A 16,299-nucleotide genomic window follows, 5' to 3' on the forward strand; every position below is an offset into this window, starting at 1 on the left:
TAGCCTTTGAGGTGAAACAAGTAAGTAGGTTAGTAACAGGGGAATTGAACTTTGCTTCACCTCAAATGAACTAACAAATTAGTTGTGAAATTGCTCCTGCACGAAGGCCAGTGCTCCTTTGCCATCACGGGTTAATTTGATGTATTGGGCACCTTCAGTCTTAGCTAGCTTGATACCCAATTTATCAGTTTCTGCCTTCATGTCTTCAAAGTTTGAAGCAACTTGAGGAGCCAGGATAACCAGGTCAAACTCAGGCAGCATTTCACGGTGAGCACCATAGCCACCCGCTGCTGCTTTGACAGGAACATTGTATTCAGCTGCTGCTTTATTCAAAGCGTTGGCCAGCAATCCGCTAGTACCACCGCCTGCACAAAGCACCAGAACATTGGTTTCTTCGCTAATATTGTTTTGCGCTGGAGCTTCTTCATCCACTCCTGCTTTTTCAAGGATAGCATCTGCTTTAGCAGTGTTAAAGTTAGCTGCTACTTTTTCTTTGAGAGCATCGTTGGCTTTACCAGAACGTTCTTCTTCTAGGATTTGTTCGTCATAAACCTTGACAAATGGATAGTAAATAATCACATCTACTACGACAAGAAGGACTGCAAGAACAAAGGACAGAAGCTGGAAGTTGGTGCCCAGCACGATTCCCAGAGGTCCAGGTGTCACCCAAGGAAGGTTTGCTGAGAAGGAGTTCATGTTTAACGCATCAACAAAGAATTTGAAAATCCATACGTTTGCGATAGGAGCAAAGATAAATGGAATAAAGAAAATCGGATTCAGTACAATTGGAGCACCAAAGAGAATGGGCTCATTGACACCAAAGAAGGTTGGGACAACAGATGCCCGCCCAATTGCACGGTTACGCTCTGACTTACAGATCCACATAAAGAGGAATGGAACAATCAAGGTCGCACCAGTACCACCCATGGTAACGATGAACATTTGAGTACCAGAAGTAATGACCTTATCCGCATGTTGACCAGCTTGTGCCAAAGCCAAGTTGGCATCGATATTAGCATAAGTAATGGCAGCAATGGCAGGCTCAACGATAGACGGACCGTGAATTCCCACGAACCAGAAGAAAGCATAAGCACCAAAGATAAGAGTAATTCCCAGATAGCCATCTGCCGCTGAGAAGAGCGGAGCAAGAAGCGTTCCGATGGATTCCGCAACGGTTACTCCCAGACTTGCTTTAACAAGCAGTTCCAAACCATAGAGCAAAACGACTGAGACAGTAAATGGAATCAAGTCTTTAAATACTTGCGAGATATTTGGTGGAACTTCTTCTGGCATGCGAATAGTGACATTATTTTTCACACAAACCTTGTAGACATTAACCGTAACAAAGGCTGCGATGAAAGCTGTCAAAAGACCTTTGGTTCCCATGAAGGCAGTCAGGAAGCCACCTTCCTTGGCAGGCTCAGCTGCCATGAGGAGGAAGCCGACCATAGATGCCAGCATAGTAGACAAGAAGTTAATCTGGTTTGTCGCAGGCAGGCCGCGGTTGACAGAGTCTGTCAAAGCCTTTGCAGTGGTCCCACCCACAAAGAAAGCCAGAATCCCCATCGAATAGCTATAGGGGGTCATTAGGAAAGTTTCAATGTCCTTAGACCAATGGAAGCCCCATGCATTTGGCACATAGGCAATCAAGATAAAGATAGATGAGAAGAGGATGACTGGCATACCAGCGATAAAGCCATCCCGAATAGCTCGGAGATAGATATTCCGAGAAATCTTCTCAAAGAAAGGCTTCCCTTTCTCAATAAGTCCGATGAGTTTGTTCATTATTTTACTCCTCTTTTGTATAGTTCAATCAAATGGTGCATCATGTCTTTTAGCAAGATGGTAGTCATTAAGTGATCTTGGCCGTGCATCATGGTTACACTGTAAGCCAAGTCCTCACCAGCAGCTTCTTTTGTCAAGAGACTGGTCTGAGCGTGGTGAGCTTCAGCGATGCAGCCATTGGCTTCTTCTACTAAGGCATCTGCCTTAGCAAAATCCCCAGCCTCTGCAGCTTTCAATGCTTCCAGGAGCTTGGAGCGAGCGTCACCAGCGTAGGCCACAATTTCAAAACCGAGCAATGTTACTTCTTCTCTATTCATGAGAGATCCTCCTTGTATTCTTATGTAAAATGTTATTATTGTTTTCTATTTATAAAAGACGTTGAATATGCAACACCAGGTAGACCCGTTCGCTGCGGTAGAGATCAATTCCCGTCTTCTGGGCAATGATTTGGTAAATATCACTTCCGACCTGATAGGCTTGAGGGTATGTCATTTGAATCTGACTTTCCATTTCCAGCAGGGAAACATTGTCATCACGGCTTCTGTCCAGATAGTCCAAAAAGTAGTTCAGGTGAATCATAAAACGGTCATAAAAGTTGCTGTTTTCTGCACTTCTTTTAATACCATTTTTCTTCAGCTCTGCCTCAACAGCAGCCAGAATATCTTTTCGTCTGCCTAAGTGGCTTTGCCCCTCTAGATTGGTCTCCCCTTCAGCATTGATAAAGTGATAAGCAATGCGATTGACCTCGTCGCTAGGTAAATTATCCAACAACCTCTCGCGGTATATCGCTAAGGCTTCCTGAGCAATCTGATAAGGAACAGGGTATTTATCCGAAGCATCCGGCAGGTCACTCTCCTTGTATCTGCCCTGCTGCACAGCCTGATAAGAACAGTAGATGTGATCCGTCAGCGTGACATAGATATACTCCTGTACAGGATAATCATACTTCTTAGAAAGGGTATCAATCACATCATAAGTCACTGTGATAAAGTCCAGCGGAACATCTTTGAGCAAGGCCACAAAGTTTTCTTTAGACTCTTCCGTTCTTAGGCGAAAGATTTTCTCAATCTTACTTTCAAGAACGATATCACCCTTCTTTTTATTAAAAGCTATGCCACTGCCAATCAGAACAACCTCTTCACCATTTTCATGTTTGGCTAGAGCAACATTGTTGTTCATAGGATGTATGATTCGATACATATCTCCTCCTCTTCATTTTCTAGGGTTCTGGCAAAACAAAAAGACCACAAACAAACTAAGGCTATATCTTCCCTCAATTTATTTGCGGTCACGCCTAATCTAGCTTAGTAACGCTCACCCTATTCAATTTCTGACTTCATTATAGCATATCAGTCTCAGAATGTAAACCCTTACTTTATTTATTTTTTAACAAATTTTAGGCTCTTTCTTTCCAAGAGGTAGCTGTTTTTTGAAGAACTTTGTTGAGTTCGTCAATATTTTCGAATCCTGTTGTACGAAGCCACTTGCGAGCTGCTTCTTCACCTTGCTCAATGTAGTCTTTGACACTGCCAGCCCAAGTCGCACGTCCGCAAAGAACTCCGTTGAAGTTTGCACCTGACTCATGAGCGAACACAAGTGTTTCTTGGAAAAGTTTCGCAGATACACCTGCGCTCAAGTAAATGTATGGAAGGTTGGTTGCCTCATCTTGTTCCTTGAAGAAGGCAGCTGCTTGTTCTTTAGAATACACCACTTCACCATCGCCAAAGCCTTCAACATATTTAACATTGACTGGAACTTCCACTTTCAAGACATCAATATTGAAACGTGGGTCTGAGAAGACCTTCATAGCTCCGATAACCTTATGAGGCTTGACTTTAGCATACTCAGCGCTGGAAGCATCCGCAATCTTTTCATCGTAAGCCAAGATTTCAAGGAAGAATGGAATATCTTCTGCCACACACTCAGAACCCACACGCTCGATATAAGCCTGCTTTTGTTGGTTAAGTTCTTCGGAGCTGTCTACGTCATAGTAAAGAAGGAATTTCACTGCATCCGCACCTTGTTCTTTGATGCGTTTTGCAGACCAAACATCCAGACAGTCTGGCAGGCGCTTGGTGCTTGAAGTATCATAGCCTGTCTTTTCATAGGCCAATAGCAAGCCAGCATTCTTGTCCAAAGCCTTAGTAGCAGGCAGTCCATACTCAGGATCCAGCAACATAGATGAGGCATAAGGAGTTAGCTCTTCTGCGACCAAAACTTTCAGTTCTTCCATTTGAGCTACTGTTGGTTCTGCTTCCTGGTGTTGAGCCATAAGGCGTTTCAAAGCACCGCGTTGGTCAAATGCCAAAGCAGAAATGATGCCATTCTCATCAGAAAGTTTTTCCATGTACTTGCGTTTTTGTTCTGTTAATACCATTCTTTATACCTCTTTTACTGTGATTTGATTGTATAGGCCATCGTAGTTTTCAACGTTGACATGACCAGTCATTTTTTCTTGGGCATTGAGCATGCCCAGAACATTTGCTTTTTTGAGCAGAGAGACATCATCTTCTTGATGACTCAAGGCTGAAGAGATCCCTGCAACAGTTGAGTCTCCAGAGCCAACTGGATTGACTACTTGGATTTTAGGAATATCTACTTTATAGAAAGTATCCCAGTGCTTAGCAAAAGCTCCATCTGCACCGAGTGATACGATGATCCACTCGATTCCTTCAAATAGCGGTTCTGAAAGGACAGCTTTTAACTCATCCAAATCTTTTGAAACCTCGCGACCCAACAACTGAGAAAGTTCTTCGTTATTAGGTTTGATGGCAGTTGGTTTCACATCTGATTTGAGTACAGCTTCCAGAGCTGCTCCGGAGCAATCCAGCACCACCTTATTGCCAGCTTGATTAGCCATTTCAACCAATTGAATATAATATTCAACTGGTAAACCGGCTGGTAGACTTCCCGAGATACTAACTACCTCAGCTGATTCCATTAATGATTTAAAATGATGTAAAAAACCATTTGCCTCATCCGCTGTAATAGTCGGACCGGCTTCCAGGATTTCTGTTTGCTTACCTTCGTGTAAGATAGCAATACAGTTTCTCGTATCTCCCGAAATGTTATAAAAGCATTGTCTAACATTAGGATGAAGGTTTTGTAATAAGAACTCTCCATTAGTCCCACCAATCAGGCCCGTCGCAGCAACATTGTCTCCAATTTCTCCCAAGACCCTGGTTACGTTGAGACCCTTTCCGCCTGCTGTTTTACTGACTTCTGCAACACGATTAACAGTATCTATTTTCAATTCTTCTAAGGGATAGGAAATATCGATAGAAGGATTCATGGTCACTGTAAGAATCATCTGGCTACCTCACTAGTCGTGGTACTCTCCACGATCCCATTTTTCAAGAAATTCTGTAAAGAAATTATCATCTGCCTGATGAGCGTTGTGAGTTTCAACATGCTCAATTTTCGCAATCAATTTTTTATTTTCTTCAGTCGGCTTGTACTCCGCATGAATGAAAGCTTCTATGATGTCACACATAAGGAGCTCACCAGTAATTTTTCCACCAAAACCAATGACGTTGGCATTAAGTTCTTCTTTAGCATAGAGAGCTGAAGTCATATCACGTACCAAGGCAGAGCGTACACCTGGAACTTTATTAACAGCGTTGTTGATACCAACACCAGTACCACAGATACATACCCCAAGATCAGCTTGTCCACTAACAACTGCTTCCCCTACTTTTTTACCAAAGATTGGATAGTGTGTCCTTGTATGGTCATAAGTACCAAAATCAAGAACTTCGTAGCCTTTTGATTTCAAAAAATCTGAAACAGCCATTTTTTCATTTGTTACGATGTGGTCACATCCGATTGCAATTCTCATTTAACTTCTCCTTTTCTTAGCACATCTTGTTGAGCATGTCGACTCGGATTTGGTGACGTCCGCCGTCGTATTTACCATTGACAAAGCCTTTAGCAATATTCTTAGCCAGGCCTTCTCCAACAATTTCAGCTCCCATTGTGATCATACGAGAGTTGTTGTGACCACGAGTCATATAAGCAGAACGTTCATCTGTTACTTCTGCTGCAACCATGCCTTTGATTTTAGTCGCTACCATGAACGGACCAGCTCCATAAGCATCAATCACGATACCTAGATTTTCCTCTTGTTTGTTCACCTCAGCCGCAACTGCAAGGGTCACATCAACAAAATCCTTGCCCTCTTCTGTCACATCGACTACTTCAAAGTTTTCTCCAATGAGAAAGTCCTTAACTACATCTTTTAGCTTATTTCCAGCAGCGTCTGCACCAATAATAATTGCCATGAGCATTCTCCTTTGTTTGATTTTTTGCACAGATTATTGTTTATAAAAAACACCATCTGTTTCTTATACTCATACTATACACCATATTTAGTTTATTGTCAACACTTTCTTGTTTATTTTCATCATATCTTTTTAAAAAATGATGAAAATAAACAAGGGTTCTCTAAACAAACTTAATGGTTCTTACATATTCAAGAAAAAATAAGGAATAACATCTCTATTTTTACCAATTATCTTTAAATAAGCATAAAAACATCTTAAACCAATTTATTTATTAAAAACTCTATGCATAAACTAAGCTAAAAGAAGTGAAATAAAACAATCTTTTGTCTTCTTGAAGGTCTGATTGCAAATAAAAAATCCCAAATCTGATAAACAGAAATGGGAGGGGGACAAAATATAAGAATAAATTACTAGTGTCCTATTCAAGATTATCATACTAAGACAGCTCATAAAAATCTAGAAGCTAACTAGTCAATTCTATTTAGAAAGAGACCGTCAGCAAGTTCATATTCATTATTCCCTTGATTTTAGGTCTCTTCTATCTTCAATTTAATCTATTTCTATCTAAGAATAAACAAACTTATTATGTTTTCATTCTTTTCTCAAAAGAACTACCTATTAGTTTTTACCTTGAGCTACGTACTCTTCATTACGTTTGATCATTTGTTTTCTGTACCAAGCAAAGATACCGATATAGAATACAAGGAAGGCTACAACACCAAGAATAGCTTTAATATCGCCGGTTGTTGCGTTACCAATTGTCCAACCCAAGAGTTTTTCAACTGGACCTTCAAGAGTTGAGTGAGTAATCAATTGAGTAGAAGCTACCCCTTTAGGGAAGGCATCAACACTCTTAGCCAACTCAGTTGCAAATGGAGCAATCAGAGTTCCTGAAAGAAGGAAGAGTGGCAAGAGAAGACTTCCAAAAACAATCATACGGATCAATTTACCACGAGTAACAACCAAGAGAGCTGGAGTTACACCCATCGCAATGATACCAGCAAGTGGCAAGATACCATTACCAACTTTAGAAAGAAGCACTGCTTCGATCAACATGATTGGTGCAAGTACATTAGCACAAGCCCAGATTTCAGCACGACCAGCGATGAAAGGCCAGTCAAGACCGATATTGAATTTACGTCCTTGAAGGCGTTTAGTAGCAACGTTTGTAATACCTTGTGAAAGTGGTTCTACCGCTGCAATGAACCATGAACCGATTAACGAGAACAATTCCAAGGAGACACCAGCTGTTAAACCAAGGCTCAACCAAGATTTAATAACCAATTCCCATGTTTTTAAGTCTTCCACATTCGCTTCTGGATGTGGTGTTCCCATAATTCCGATTACAATACCAAGAAGGAAACCAATAAAGAATTTAGAACCCCAGAAACCAATTTTCTTATTTAGTTTAGCGGCATCAAAGTCATATTTATCAAGTCCAGGGAAGAATTTATCAAAGATCTTATCCAACACCATGATAATAGGGTTCATCATGTAGTTCATGTGAGTAGAGGTCATTGGAGATGAACTTGGAGCATTTAGGAGGTCGTCAAAAGTTGGTTTCATCAAGTCAGAGTTGATAATCTTCATGATTCCTACTAGTACGACTGCAAGAGTTGCTACAAAAAGAGAAACACCTTGACTTACTCCGTTTTTATCTGCATACCATTTAATCAAGAGACCTGTGATTGACAAGTGCCAGATGTCGAAGATATCTACATCGAGTGTATCTGTTTTCTTCATCAATAGCATCACGACATTGACGATCAACATAACAAGCAAGAAATACAGAGTCCAAGCAGAACCCCAAGTAATCGTTGCAAGTGGTGCCCAACCTACGTCTGTAATATTAAGTTGAATCCCTGTATTGGTTACAAATTTTTCTAATGAAGATGAAAAAGCTCCATTCAACATTCCAATAATTGCACCAATACCTGTCAAGGCGATCGCTAATTTAATACCACCTTCGAGGGCTTTGGAGAATTTAACCCCAAACAAGAGGGCTAGGACCGTCAAAATGATTAACATGATGATTGGACCACCCATCGCCAAAATTGGCTTAAAAATATCGTTGGCTAATTTAATAATGCCATCCATAATAAATCCTCCCGATTTATATTAATTTATATATTGTTTATAATATGAGAACTCCAGCGCACTCTTTAGACAGCGCTTTCATACACTTTAAAAAAATTAACTCAGGCCATGCTCTTTGATGGCTGCTTCAATATTATCAAACACTGGAGCGCTCATTGCTGGAATTCTGAACAAGATTGGTCCAGCTTCTACAACTGGAATACCAGGATCAAAACCTAAATCTGTCGCAGCAATTGGTGTGAAAATATCATAGCCTTTAATCAAATCTTCATTGACATCTTTAACCATCACTGCATCACAGCGAACATCATAACCACGGTTAGATAATTCTTCTTCTACCGCATTCTTAATTTGGTGACTTGAATTAACACCAGCCCCACAGGCTGCTAAAATTTTAATCATTTGGATTTCCTCCGTTTTATATATTTTCTTGATTATTTTATCCGATTTCTTTTGTTATATAGTCATATAATTCATCTTCATTTGCCAACTTAGATAAATTATCTAAATTTCCATTCTTAGTAAAGAAATCCATCAATTGTGCCAGAATATTCGTCTGACTAGAACTTGAATTGTTAATGATAAAGAACAAAAGTGAAACTTCTACTTCTTTATCAGGTGCTATCATGTTGTGAAAAGTCACAGCTTGATTTAAGCGTACTACAACAACTTTTTCAGCTAAGTTATGTTCAATATCTGTATGAGGGATTGCTACATTCGGTAAGTCTTTTCCTAGAAACTCCATGTCCAATCCAGTTGGAAATGACTTTTCTCTCTCGATTAATGCAGTCCTATAAGAAGGAGTTACAATCTTTCTTTCTTCAAGAAGGTTAGCGACTTGATTAAAAAGATGTTCTTGATTATCTGCTTGTAGGCAGAAGACCAAGTTCTTATCAAACAATTGATTAAGTCCCATAATACTTCACCCCTTTCTATATTTAATATATCTTTATCTCAATATAAAATCAATCTACTATTTATAAATAAAAGCCTACAAATTATGCTAAGACATATATTGATTTTCTCTTTAAAATATAATCTATGATTCTATTTCCAAGAGGTTGCACTGCTCTTTAAAACTTGATTTAATTCTTCAATGTTTTGACGTCCTTCAGTACGAAGCCATTCACGAGCTGCTGCTTCACCATCTTTGATGTAAGCTTCAACTGATCCAGCCCAAGTTGCACGGCCACAAAGAACACCGTTGAAGTTTGCGCCTGATTCGTGGGCAAAGACAAGGGTTTCTTGGAAGAGTTTAGCTGATACACCCGCACTCAAGTAAATATATGGCAAGTTAGTCGCTTCATCTTGTGCTTTGAAGAAGGCTGCTGCTTCTTCACGTGTATGAACGATTTCACCATCGCCAAAGCCTTCAACGTATTTGACGTTGACTGGAACTTCCACTTTCAAGACATCGATGTTGAAACGTGGGTCTGAGAAGACCTTCATGGCACCGATAACCTTGTGTGGTTTTACTTTGGCGTATTCTGCAGAACCTGCGTCAGCAATTTTTTCATCGTAAGCGAGGATTTCAAGGAAGAAAGGAATGTCTTCTGCCACACATTCAGAACCAATGCGTTCGATGTAGGCTTGTTTTTGTTGGTTGAGTTCGTCAGAACTGTCTACGTCATAGTAAAGCAAGAACTTAACAGCATCTGCGCCTTGTTCTTTGATGCGTTTTGCAGACCAAACATCCAAGCAGTCTGGCAAGCGTTTGGTGCTTGTTGTGTCGTAGCCAGTTTTCTCATAAGCAAGGAGAAGACCAGCATTGGCATCAAGCGCTTTTGTAGCTGGAAGTCCATACTCTGGGTCAAGGAGCATAGATGAAGCGTATTTTGTCAATTCATCTGCAACCAAGACTTTGAGTTCTTCCATTTGAGCGACTGTTGGTTCTTCTGTTTGGTATTGAGCCATGAGGCGTTTCAAAGCACCACGTTGGTCAAAGGCAAGAGCTGAGATGATCCCATTCTCATCAGAAAGTTTTTCCATATATTTGCGTTTTTGTTCTGTTAAAGCCATTTTATACCTCTTTTACTAATAATTGATCATATAGGGCTTGATAGTTGGCCATATTCACATGACCTGTCATTTTTTCTTGAGCATTGAGCATACCAAGGACATTGGCCTTGATGAGAAGTTCTTGATCAGATTCCTTATGAAGAAGTCCTGATGAAATACCTGCGACAGTAGAATCTCCAGATCCAACAGGATTAACTACCTGAATTCTAGGGATATCCACCTTGTAGAAAGTGTCACCATGTTTTGCAAAAGCACCATTTGCTCCAAGTGAAACGATAATCCACTCAATCCCTGCAAATAGAGGCTCTTGAAGAACTTCTTTTAATTCATCCAAATCCTCAGAAACTTCTTTCCCAAGAAGCTGAGACAATTCTTCGTTATTCGGTTTGATTACTGCTGGTTTGTGTGGTGATTCAAGAACTGCTTGAAGAGCTGCACCTGAACAGTCCAAGACTACTGGTTTCCCTCCTTGATTAGCAAGCTCTACCAAGCTCGCATAATAATCAACTGGAAGCCCAGCTGGGAGACTACCTGAGATAGCAACTACTTCCACAGTGTCAAGGAGATTCTCGAAATGAGCCAAGAAATCTTGACCTTCTTGTTCCAGAACTTCAGGCCCTTTTTCAAGGATTTCTGTTTGGTTATCTCCGTGGAGAATAGCGATACAGTTACGAGTCTCTCCTTGAATTGAGAAGAAACGTTTCCTTACTTTATCGTCGATATGCTCTACTAAAAACTCACCAAGTTTACCCCCAACTAAACCAGTAGCAGCAACAGAATCACCAAATTCTGAAAGAACTCGTGTAACATTGAGTCCTTTACCACCAGCTGTCTTTGTCACGTCCACCACACGGTTGACAGTGTCAATTTTCAATTCATCCAAAGGATAGGAAATATCGATGGATGGATTCATTGTGACTGTTAAAATCATGCGTCACCTCTTAGTCGTGGTATTCACCGCGATCCCATTTTTCAAGGAATTCTGTAAAGAAGTTTGCATCTGCTTGATGAGCATTGTGAGTTTCAACGTGCTCAATTTTCGCAATCAATTTTTTGTTTTCTTCTGATGGTTTGTATTCAGCATTGATGAAAGCTTCAATTATATCGCACATGAGCAATTCACCGGTGATTTTACCACCAAAACCAATAACATTGGCATTAAGTTCTTCTTTAGCGTAAAGAGCTGTTGTCATATCACGAACTAAGGCAGAACGGACACCAGGAACTTTATTGACAGCATTGTTGATACCAACACCAGTACCACAGATACATACCCCAAGATCAGCTTGACCGCTAGTTACTGCTTCCCCTACTTTTTTACCAAAGATTGGGTAGTGAGTCCGTGTATGGTCATAAGTACCAAAGTCAAGGACTTCATAGCCTTTTGATTTCAAAAAATCTGAAACCGCCATTTTTTCATTGGTAACGATATGGTCACATCCGATTGCAATTTTCATTTGACTTCTCCTTTTCTTAGCACATTTTGTTGAGCATGTCGACCCGGATTTGGTGACGTCCGCCGTCGTATTTACCATTGACAAAACCTTTGGCAATATTCTTAGCCAGGCCTTCTCCAACAATTTCAGCTCCCATTGTGATCATACGAGAGTTGTTGTGACCACGAGTCATGTAAGCAGAGCGTTCGTCTGAGACTTCTGCCGCAACCATACCTTTGATTTTGGTCGCTACCATGAATGGACCAGCCCCATAAGCATCAATCACGATACCAAGATTTTGTTCTTCTTTGTTCACCTCAGCCGCAACCGCCAATGTCACATCAACAAAATCCTTGCCCTCTTCTGTCACATCGACTACTTCAAAGTTTTCTCCAATGAGAAAGTCCTTAACCACATCTTTTAGCTTATTTCCAGCACCATCTGCTCCAATAATAATTGCCATGAGCATTCTCCTTTGTTTGATCTACAAGAAAGAATTTCAGTAAAACGCTTTCTTTTAATATATTAACAATATACTAAAATTATCGTTTTTTGTCAACATTATTTGTTTGTTTTTTTCATAGAAATTCTACCTGTTGATTAAAATAAACAAAAAAAGCCCTTTGAAGAGCTTTTGACTAACTGTTTATTAAATTAGGTTAAACTAGAAAATTACTTTTGTATAAACTTCCAACTCTCCCTGAACAGCTTCTGAAGTCTGATCCGTGATTAAGGCTGTTATCTCCGATAAGGAGCAGATAGCCGTAAAGTCCTCCTTGCCAACTTTAGATGAATCGATAAGAAGATAGCTTTCTTTCGAACGTTCTAATGCTAGCTTCTGAGTATAAGCTTCCTCAAAGGAAGATGTCATAATTTGACCATCTTTGATGCCATTTCCACTGAAAAACATCTTACTAAAATACATACGATCCATAAGAGCATTGGTCATTTCACCGACAAAAGCTTGAGTAGCATCACGCATTTCTCCACCTAACAGAAAAACTTTAAAGGTATCTGATTTTTTCTTGAGTAGATCGTTAAAAATAGGCAAGCAATTCGTAATCACGCGCAGATGTTGATTTGATATTTCCTCAGCTAGCACCTCTACCGATGTTCCAGGACCTAGAAAGATAGTGTCTCCCTCCTCGATAAGTTGGACAGCTTTCTTGGCAACAGTTCGCTTGGCCTCAATATTTTTAAAAAGCTTTTCTTCATGTGGCAGCTCTCGATATTGTTGCACCTTATTACTCTTCGCCCCACCAAATACTCGCGTAAGCTTTCCTTGGTTTTCTAACTCTATCAAATCACGACGAACTGTCATATCGGAAACCTTCATGGTCACCATGATCTCAGCAACCGTTACAGTCCCAGCTCGATCCACAAATTTAAGAATTTCATCTTGTCTTTGATTCTTACCCATACTCCATCCTCTCTAGCTTGGTTTTGTTCATTATAACTCATTTTTCTCATTTTATCCACATATTTCTGTTTATTTCAAACATTTTTTTGTTTTGTTAACTAAAAAAACGAGAATAGAGTTATACTCCCTTCTCGTCTTTTACTCTTCTATTGTCTATAATAATACTGATTAGCAGGAATATTTCCAATGTTTTGCCCCAGTGCCAATCTAGCTTTACTTGAATCTGAAAGGTCTCCATAAAGATTAGGAAATCCAATTTTTAATAGAGCAATTAGATATCCCGTATTCCCAGACCGAACATTTAGGGTAGGAAATTGACTGCTAGAATGAGAATTAGGTGAGAGGAGCTTAGTGTTATTCACTTTTCCACCAACACAAATTAAATCTTCTCTCGTAATTCTATCTCTCAATCAATTTATTCTGTAGTCTGTGTTCCTTCACCATTCTCATCGCTCGGTTCAAAAAAATCTTTTTGATTGGCAAAAACCATTTCATGGGCAGGATTGCCGTCTGACATGGTAATCGTTATGAGAGGTTGCTTGGCGGTCTTATACTTGAAAATACGGACAGTAATGGTAAAGTCGCTATTGCCATCTGACTTTCTCATCTTATCAGTCGCTATTAAAGTTTCTCCTTCAGATTTCCATTCTGTCGTAAATTCTGCTGAAACAGCACCATCAGGAGTTTGGTAATTAATCTTCCATTCCTTATTGCCACCGTCAATTTTAGCTTTATCACCCGTATTCGCTACATATTCACCTGAAATACTAACTTTTTGCTCTGAGCTGTCAGACTTAGATGTCGAAACTGATGTAGAAGAACTCGCTTGTTTTGGCTGCTCCTTATGACTAAACTTAGACATAAGAAGAAAACAAACTGTCACCGCTAAAGCCAGTGCTACAAAACTATATAGTAAGGTTAAGACTGTTTTTCTGTCCCATTTTTTTATCATTACTCATACCTCCAATAAAAAATCTTACACCTAGTATACCTTAATTCTTCATCTTGGTAAAATCCTAGGATGAAACCGACCTAATCAAAGAAATATCTTCTAGTATAGAAAACTTATTATATCTGGGAAGAGAATAAAAGACCGCCTTCGCGGTCTTTCTTATATCCACAATAGATAAGACAAGTATCAGTTAGTACTCAATCTTTCTATCCAATCAAACTTCCATTTGGGACCTTCTCATCCACAGTAAGAAGAGTCAGTTGGTCACCATGTTCAGCTGATAGGATCATCCCTTGACTGATATATTTTTTCATCATCTTACGTGGTTTGAGGTTGGCAACGATTTGTACTTTCTTGCCGACCAATTCTTGTTCGTTTGGATAGTACTTAGCAATTCCTGAGAGGATTTGACGGTCTTCACCATCTCCAGCATCCAAGCGGAATTGAAGCAATTTATCAGAACCTTCTACTTTAGAAACTTCTTTGACTTCTGCGACACGAATTTCAACCTTATCGAAGTCGTCAAATTTGATTTCCTTGCGGTTGAGTTTGAGCTCGACTTCCTCTGGATTCCATTCTTTTTCAAGTGCAGGTTTGTTGCCTTCCATTTGTTCTTTAATATAGGCAATTTCTTCTTCCATATCGAGACGTGGGAAGATTGGTGTTCCTTTAGCAACTACAGTGACATTTGTAGGGAAATCAGCTAAACTTAAGTTTTCAAGGCTAGAAACTTCTGCTAGACCAAGTTGAGTCAAAACTGCACGACTAGTTTCCATCATAAATGGCTCAATCAAGTGGGCTACGACGCGAAGACTAGCTGCTAAGTGACTCATAACACTTGCCAATTGGTCACGATGCGCTTCATCCTTAGCTAAGACCCAAGGTGCTGTCTCATCGATGTATTTGTTGGTACGTGAGATAAGAGTCCAGACTGCCTCAAGCGCACGTGGATAGTCAACTGCTTCCATGTAGGTGTGGTAGTCAGCGATTGATTGTTCTGCAACGTCAGCAAGTGCATTATCAAAGTCTGTCACACCTTCTACGTAGGCAGGAATCTGCCCATCAAAGTACTTGTTAATCATGGAAACCGTACGGTTAAGGAGGTTTCCGAGGTCATTTGCCAATTCATAGTTGATACGTCCTACATAGTCTTCCGGAGTGAAGGTTCCGTCTGAACCAACCGGAAGGCTACGCATGAGGTAGTAACGAAGTGGATCGAGACCAAAACGCTCTATCAACATTTCAGGGTAAACAACATTCCCTTTAGACTTAGACATCTTGCCGTCTTTCATGACAAACCATCCATGCCCAATCAAACGTTCTGGCAATTTGATATCCAACATCATGAGAAGGATTGGCCAGTAGATTGAGTGGAAACGAAGAATGTCTTTTCCGACCATGTGGAAGACTGTTCCATTCCAGAACTTATCAAAGTTAGCGTGTTCTTCTTGATCGTAGCCAAGAGCTGTCACATAGTTGAGCAGAGCATCAAACCAAACGTAGACAACGTGTTTTGGATTTGATGGGACTGGTACACCCCAGGTAAAGGTTGTACGTGATACCGCTAAATCTTCCAAACCTGGCTCGATAAAGTTTTTCAACATTTCATTGAGACGACCATCAGGAGTGATGAAGTCAGGATGTGATTTGAAAAATTCGACCAAACGATTTTGGTACTTGCTGAGGCGAAGGAAGTAAGACTCTTCTGAAACCCATTCCACCTCGTGACCTGATGGAGCGATACCGCCCGTTACATTTCCAGCTTCATCACGGAAAACTTCCGCAAGCTGACTTTCTGTAAAGAATTCTTCATCTGAAACTGAATACCAACCAGAGTATTCACCCAAGTAGATATCATCTTGAGCAAGTAAGCGTTCAAAGACTTGCGCTACTACTTTTTCATGGTAGTCATCAGTTGTCCGGATAAATTTATCGTAAGAAATGTCTAACAATTTCCAGAGTTCCTTGACCCCAACTGCCATTCCATCAACATATGCCTGTGGTGTAACTCCGGCTTCTTCAGCTTTCTGCTGAATCTTTTGACCGTGCTCATCTAGACCCGTCAAATAGAAAACATCGTAGCCCATGAGACGCTTGTAGCGAGCCAGAACATCACAGGCAATAGTTGTATAAGCAGACCCGATATGGAGTTTACCACTCGGATAGTAGATAGGGGTTGTAATATAAAACGATTGTTTTTCAGTCATTTTTTAATCCTTTCAAGGCTAATGAAACCTTTTTTGATAACACCTCATTATACCATATTTTGTAAGGTTTGAGAAAAGACAGTCACCCACAGTAAATATA

17 protein-coding genes are annotated in these 16,299 nt (G+C 40.2%); all 17 read right to left on the minus strand.

From position 1 onward, the window contains the following. Positions 1-78: 78 nt before the first annotated feature. The 17 genes from PCY06_RS03095 to metG all read right to left on the minus strand — a co-directional run bounded on the left by PCY06_RS03095 (position 79) and on the right by metG (position 16,199). Complete coding sequence (locus PCY06_RS03095; protein WP_008809447.1) at positions 79-1,785, minus strand: lactose-specific PTS transporter subunit EIIC; 1,707 nt, start codon at positions 1,783-1,785, stop codon at positions 79-81. Beyond that, positions 1,785-2,102, minus strand: a complete 318-nt coding sequence (locus tag PCY06_RS03100) for a PTS lactose/cellobiose transporter subunit IIA (protein WP_002894735.1) — start codon at positions 2,100-2,102, stop codon at positions 1,785-1,787. The genes PCY06_RS03095 and PCY06_RS03100 overlap by 1 nt, the downstream gene beginning before the upstream one ends. Positions 2,103-2,151: 49 nt before the next feature. Beyond that, positions 2,152-2,985 (minus strand): PRD domain-containing protein, encoded by an 834-nt coding sequence (locus tag PCY06_RS03105; protein WP_008809448.1) that lies wholly within the window; start codon positions 2,983-2,985, stop codon positions 2,152-2,154. Between the two features lie 196 nt (positions 2,986-3,181). Next, positions 3,182-4,162: a tagatose-bisphosphate aldolase gene (gene lacD, locus PCY06_RS03110; protein ID WP_008809449.1), complete on the minus strand. Its 981-nt coding sequence runs from the start codon at positions 4,160-4,162 to the stop codon at positions 3,182-3,184. Positions 4,163-4,165: 3 nt separating this feature from the next. Beyond that, complete coding sequence (locus PCY06_RS03115; protein ID WP_008809450.1) at positions 4,166-5,095, minus strand: tagatose-6-phosphate kinase; 930 nt, start codon at positions 5,093-5,095, stop codon at positions 4,166-4,168. A 12-nt stretch (positions 5,096-5,107) separates the two neighbouring features. Further along, positions 5,108-5,623 carry a galactose-6-phosphate isomerase subunit LacB gene (gene lacB / locus PCY06_RS03120; protein WP_061583035.1) on the minus strand — a complete coding sequence of 172 codons (516 nt, stop codon included), beginning with the start codon at positions 5,621-5,623 and terminating at the stop codon, positions 5,108-5,110. A 16-nt stretch (positions 5,624-5,639) separates the two neighbouring features. Next, positions 5,640-6,065, minus strand: a complete 426-nt coding sequence (gene lacA / locus PCY06_RS03125; protein WP_061583036.1) for a galactose-6-phosphate isomerase subunit LacA — start codon at positions 6,063-6,065, stop codon at positions 5,640-5,642. Positions 6,066-6,686: 621 nt separating this feature from the next. Beyond that, entirely contained in the window at positions 6,687-8,165 is a 1,479-nt protein-coding gene (locus tag PCY06_RS03130; protein WP_008809453.1) for a PTS galactitol transporter subunit IIC, read from the minus strand. Between the two features lie 96 nt (positions 8,166-8,261). After that, positions 8,262-8,567: a PTS sugar transporter subunit IIB gene (locus PCY06_RS03135; protein WP_008809454.1), complete on the minus strand. Its 306-nt coding sequence runs from the start codon at positions 8,565-8,567 to the stop codon at positions 8,262-8,264. A gap of 37 nt (positions 8,568-8,604) precedes the next feature. Next, entirely contained in the window at positions 8,605-9,081 is a 477-nt protein-coding gene (locus tag PCY06_RS03140; RefSeq protein WP_008809455.1) for a PTS sugar transporter subunit IIA, read from the minus strand. A gap of 131 nt (positions 9,082-9,212) precedes the next feature. Next, positions 9,213-10,184, minus strand: coding sequence for a tagatose-bisphosphate aldolase (gene lacD, locus PCY06_RS03145; protein WP_061593518.1), 972 nt, complete (start codon positions 10,182-10,184; stop codon positions 9,213-9,215). A gap of 1 nt (position 10,185) precedes the next feature. Next, positions 10,186-11,115, minus strand: coding sequence for a tagatose-6-phosphate kinase (locus PCY06_RS03150; protein WP_082307483.1), 930 nt, complete (start codon positions 11,113-11,115; stop codon positions 10,186-10,188). A gap of 10 nt (positions 11,116-11,125) precedes the next feature. Further along, positions 11,126-11,641 carry a galactose-6-phosphate isomerase subunit LacB gene (lacB, locus tag PCY06_RS03155; RefSeq protein WP_008809451.1) on the minus strand — a complete coding sequence of 172 codons (516 nt, stop codon included), beginning with the start codon at positions 11,639-11,641 and terminating at the stop codon, positions 11,126-11,128. 16 nt (positions 11,642-11,657) lie between these two features. Then, the gene (lacA, locus tag PCY06_RS03160) at positions 11,658-12,083 is read right to left on the minus strand and encodes a galactose-6-phosphate isomerase subunit LacA (protein WP_082307482.1); all 426 of its coding nucleotides are present in this window, start codon (positions 12,081-12,083) and stop codon (positions 11,658-11,660) included. Positions 12,084-12,284: 201 nt separating this feature from the next. Next, on the minus strand, positions 12,285-13,040 hold the full coding sequence (locus PCY06_RS03165; protein WP_082307481.1) for a DeoR/GlpR family DNA-binding transcription regulator: 756 nt from the start codon (positions 13,038-13,040) through the stop codon (positions 12,285-12,287). 415 nt (positions 13,041-13,455) lie between these two features. Beyond that, positions 13,456-13,992, minus strand: coding sequence for a hypothetical protein (locus tag PCY06_RS03170; RefSeq protein ID WP_082307480.1), 537 nt, complete (start codon positions 13,990-13,992; stop codon positions 13,456-13,458). A 206-nt stretch (positions 13,993-14,198) separates the two neighbouring features. Next, the gene (metG, locus tag PCY06_RS03175; protein ID WP_082307479.1) at positions 14,199-16,199 is read right to left on the minus strand and encodes a methionine--tRNA ligase; all 2,001 of its coding nucleotides are present in this window, start codon (positions 16,197-16,199) and stop codon (positions 14,199-14,201) included. Between the last annotated feature and the right edge of the window lie 100 nt (positions 16,200-16,299).

The sequence above is a fragment of the Streptococcus sp. SG1 genome (genome assembly GCF_030439935.1).
GTDB lineage: Bacteria > Bacillota > Bacilli > Lactobacillales > Streptococcaceae > Streptococcus > Streptococcus gordonii.

Coding starts and splice junctions, on each gene's coding strand:
- lacB (WP_008809451.1), bottom strand. CDS start 11,641: ATGAAAATTGCAATCGGATGTGACCATATCGTTACCAATGAAAAAATG.
- metG (WP_082307479.1), bottom strand. CDS start 16,199: ATGACTGAAAAACAATCGTTTTATATTACAACCCCTATCTACTATCCG.
- PCY06_RS03150 (WP_082307483.1), bottom strand. CDS start 11,115: ATGATTTTAACAGTCACAATGAATCCATCCATCGATATTTCCTATCCT.
- PCY06_RS03170 (WP_082307480.1), bottom strand. CDS start 13,992: ATGATAAAAAAATGGGACAGAAAAACAGTCTTAACCTTACTATATAGT.
- PCY06_RS03095 (WP_008809447.1), bottom strand. CDS start 1,785: ATGAACAAACTCATCGGACTTATTGAGAAAGGGAAGCCTTTCTTTGAG.
- lacA (WP_082307482.1), bottom strand. CDS start 12,083: ATGGCAATTATTATTGGAGCAGATGGTGCTGGAAATAAGCTAAAAGAT.
- PCY06_RS03115 (WP_008809450.1), bottom strand. CDS start 5,095: ATGATTCTTACAGTGACCATGAATCCTTCTATCGATATTTCCTATCCC.
- PCY06_RS03105 (WP_008809448.1), bottom strand. CDS start 2,985: ATGTATCGAATCATACATCCTATGAACAACAATGTTGCTCTAGCCAAA.
- lacD (WP_061593518.1), bottom strand. CDS start 10,184: ATGGCTTTAACAGAACAAAAACGCAAATATATGGAAAAACTTTCTGAT.
- PCY06_RS03130 (WP_008809453.1), bottom strand. CDS start 8,165: ATGGATGGCATTATTAAATTAGCCAACGATATTTTTAAGCCAATTTTG.
- lacB (WP_061583035.1), bottom strand. CDS start 5,623: ATGAGAATTGCAATCGGATGTGACCACATCGTAACAAATGAAAAAATG.
- PCY06_RS03100 (WP_002894735.1), bottom strand. CDS start 2,102: ATGAATAGAGAAGAAGTAACATTGCTCGGTTTTGAAATTGTGGCCTAC.
- PCY06_RS03135 (WP_008809454.1), bottom strand. CDS start 8,567: ATGATTAAAATTTTAGCAGCCTGTGGGGCTGGTGTTAATTCAAGTCAC.
- lacA (WP_061583036.1), bottom strand. CDS start 6,065: ATGGCAATTATTATTGGTGCAGACGCTGCTGGAAATAAGCTAAAAGAT.
- PCY06_RS03165 (WP_082307481.1), bottom strand. CDS start 13,040: ATGGGTAAGAATCAAAGACAAGATGAAATTCTTAAATTTGTGGATCGA.
- PCY06_RS03140 (WP_008809455.1), bottom strand. CDS start 9,081: ATGGGACTTAATCAATTGTTTGATAAGAACTTGGTCTTCTGCCTACAA.
- lacD (WP_008809449.1), bottom strand. CDS start 4,162: ATGGTATTAACAGAACAAAAACGCAAGTACATGGAAAAACTTTCTGAT.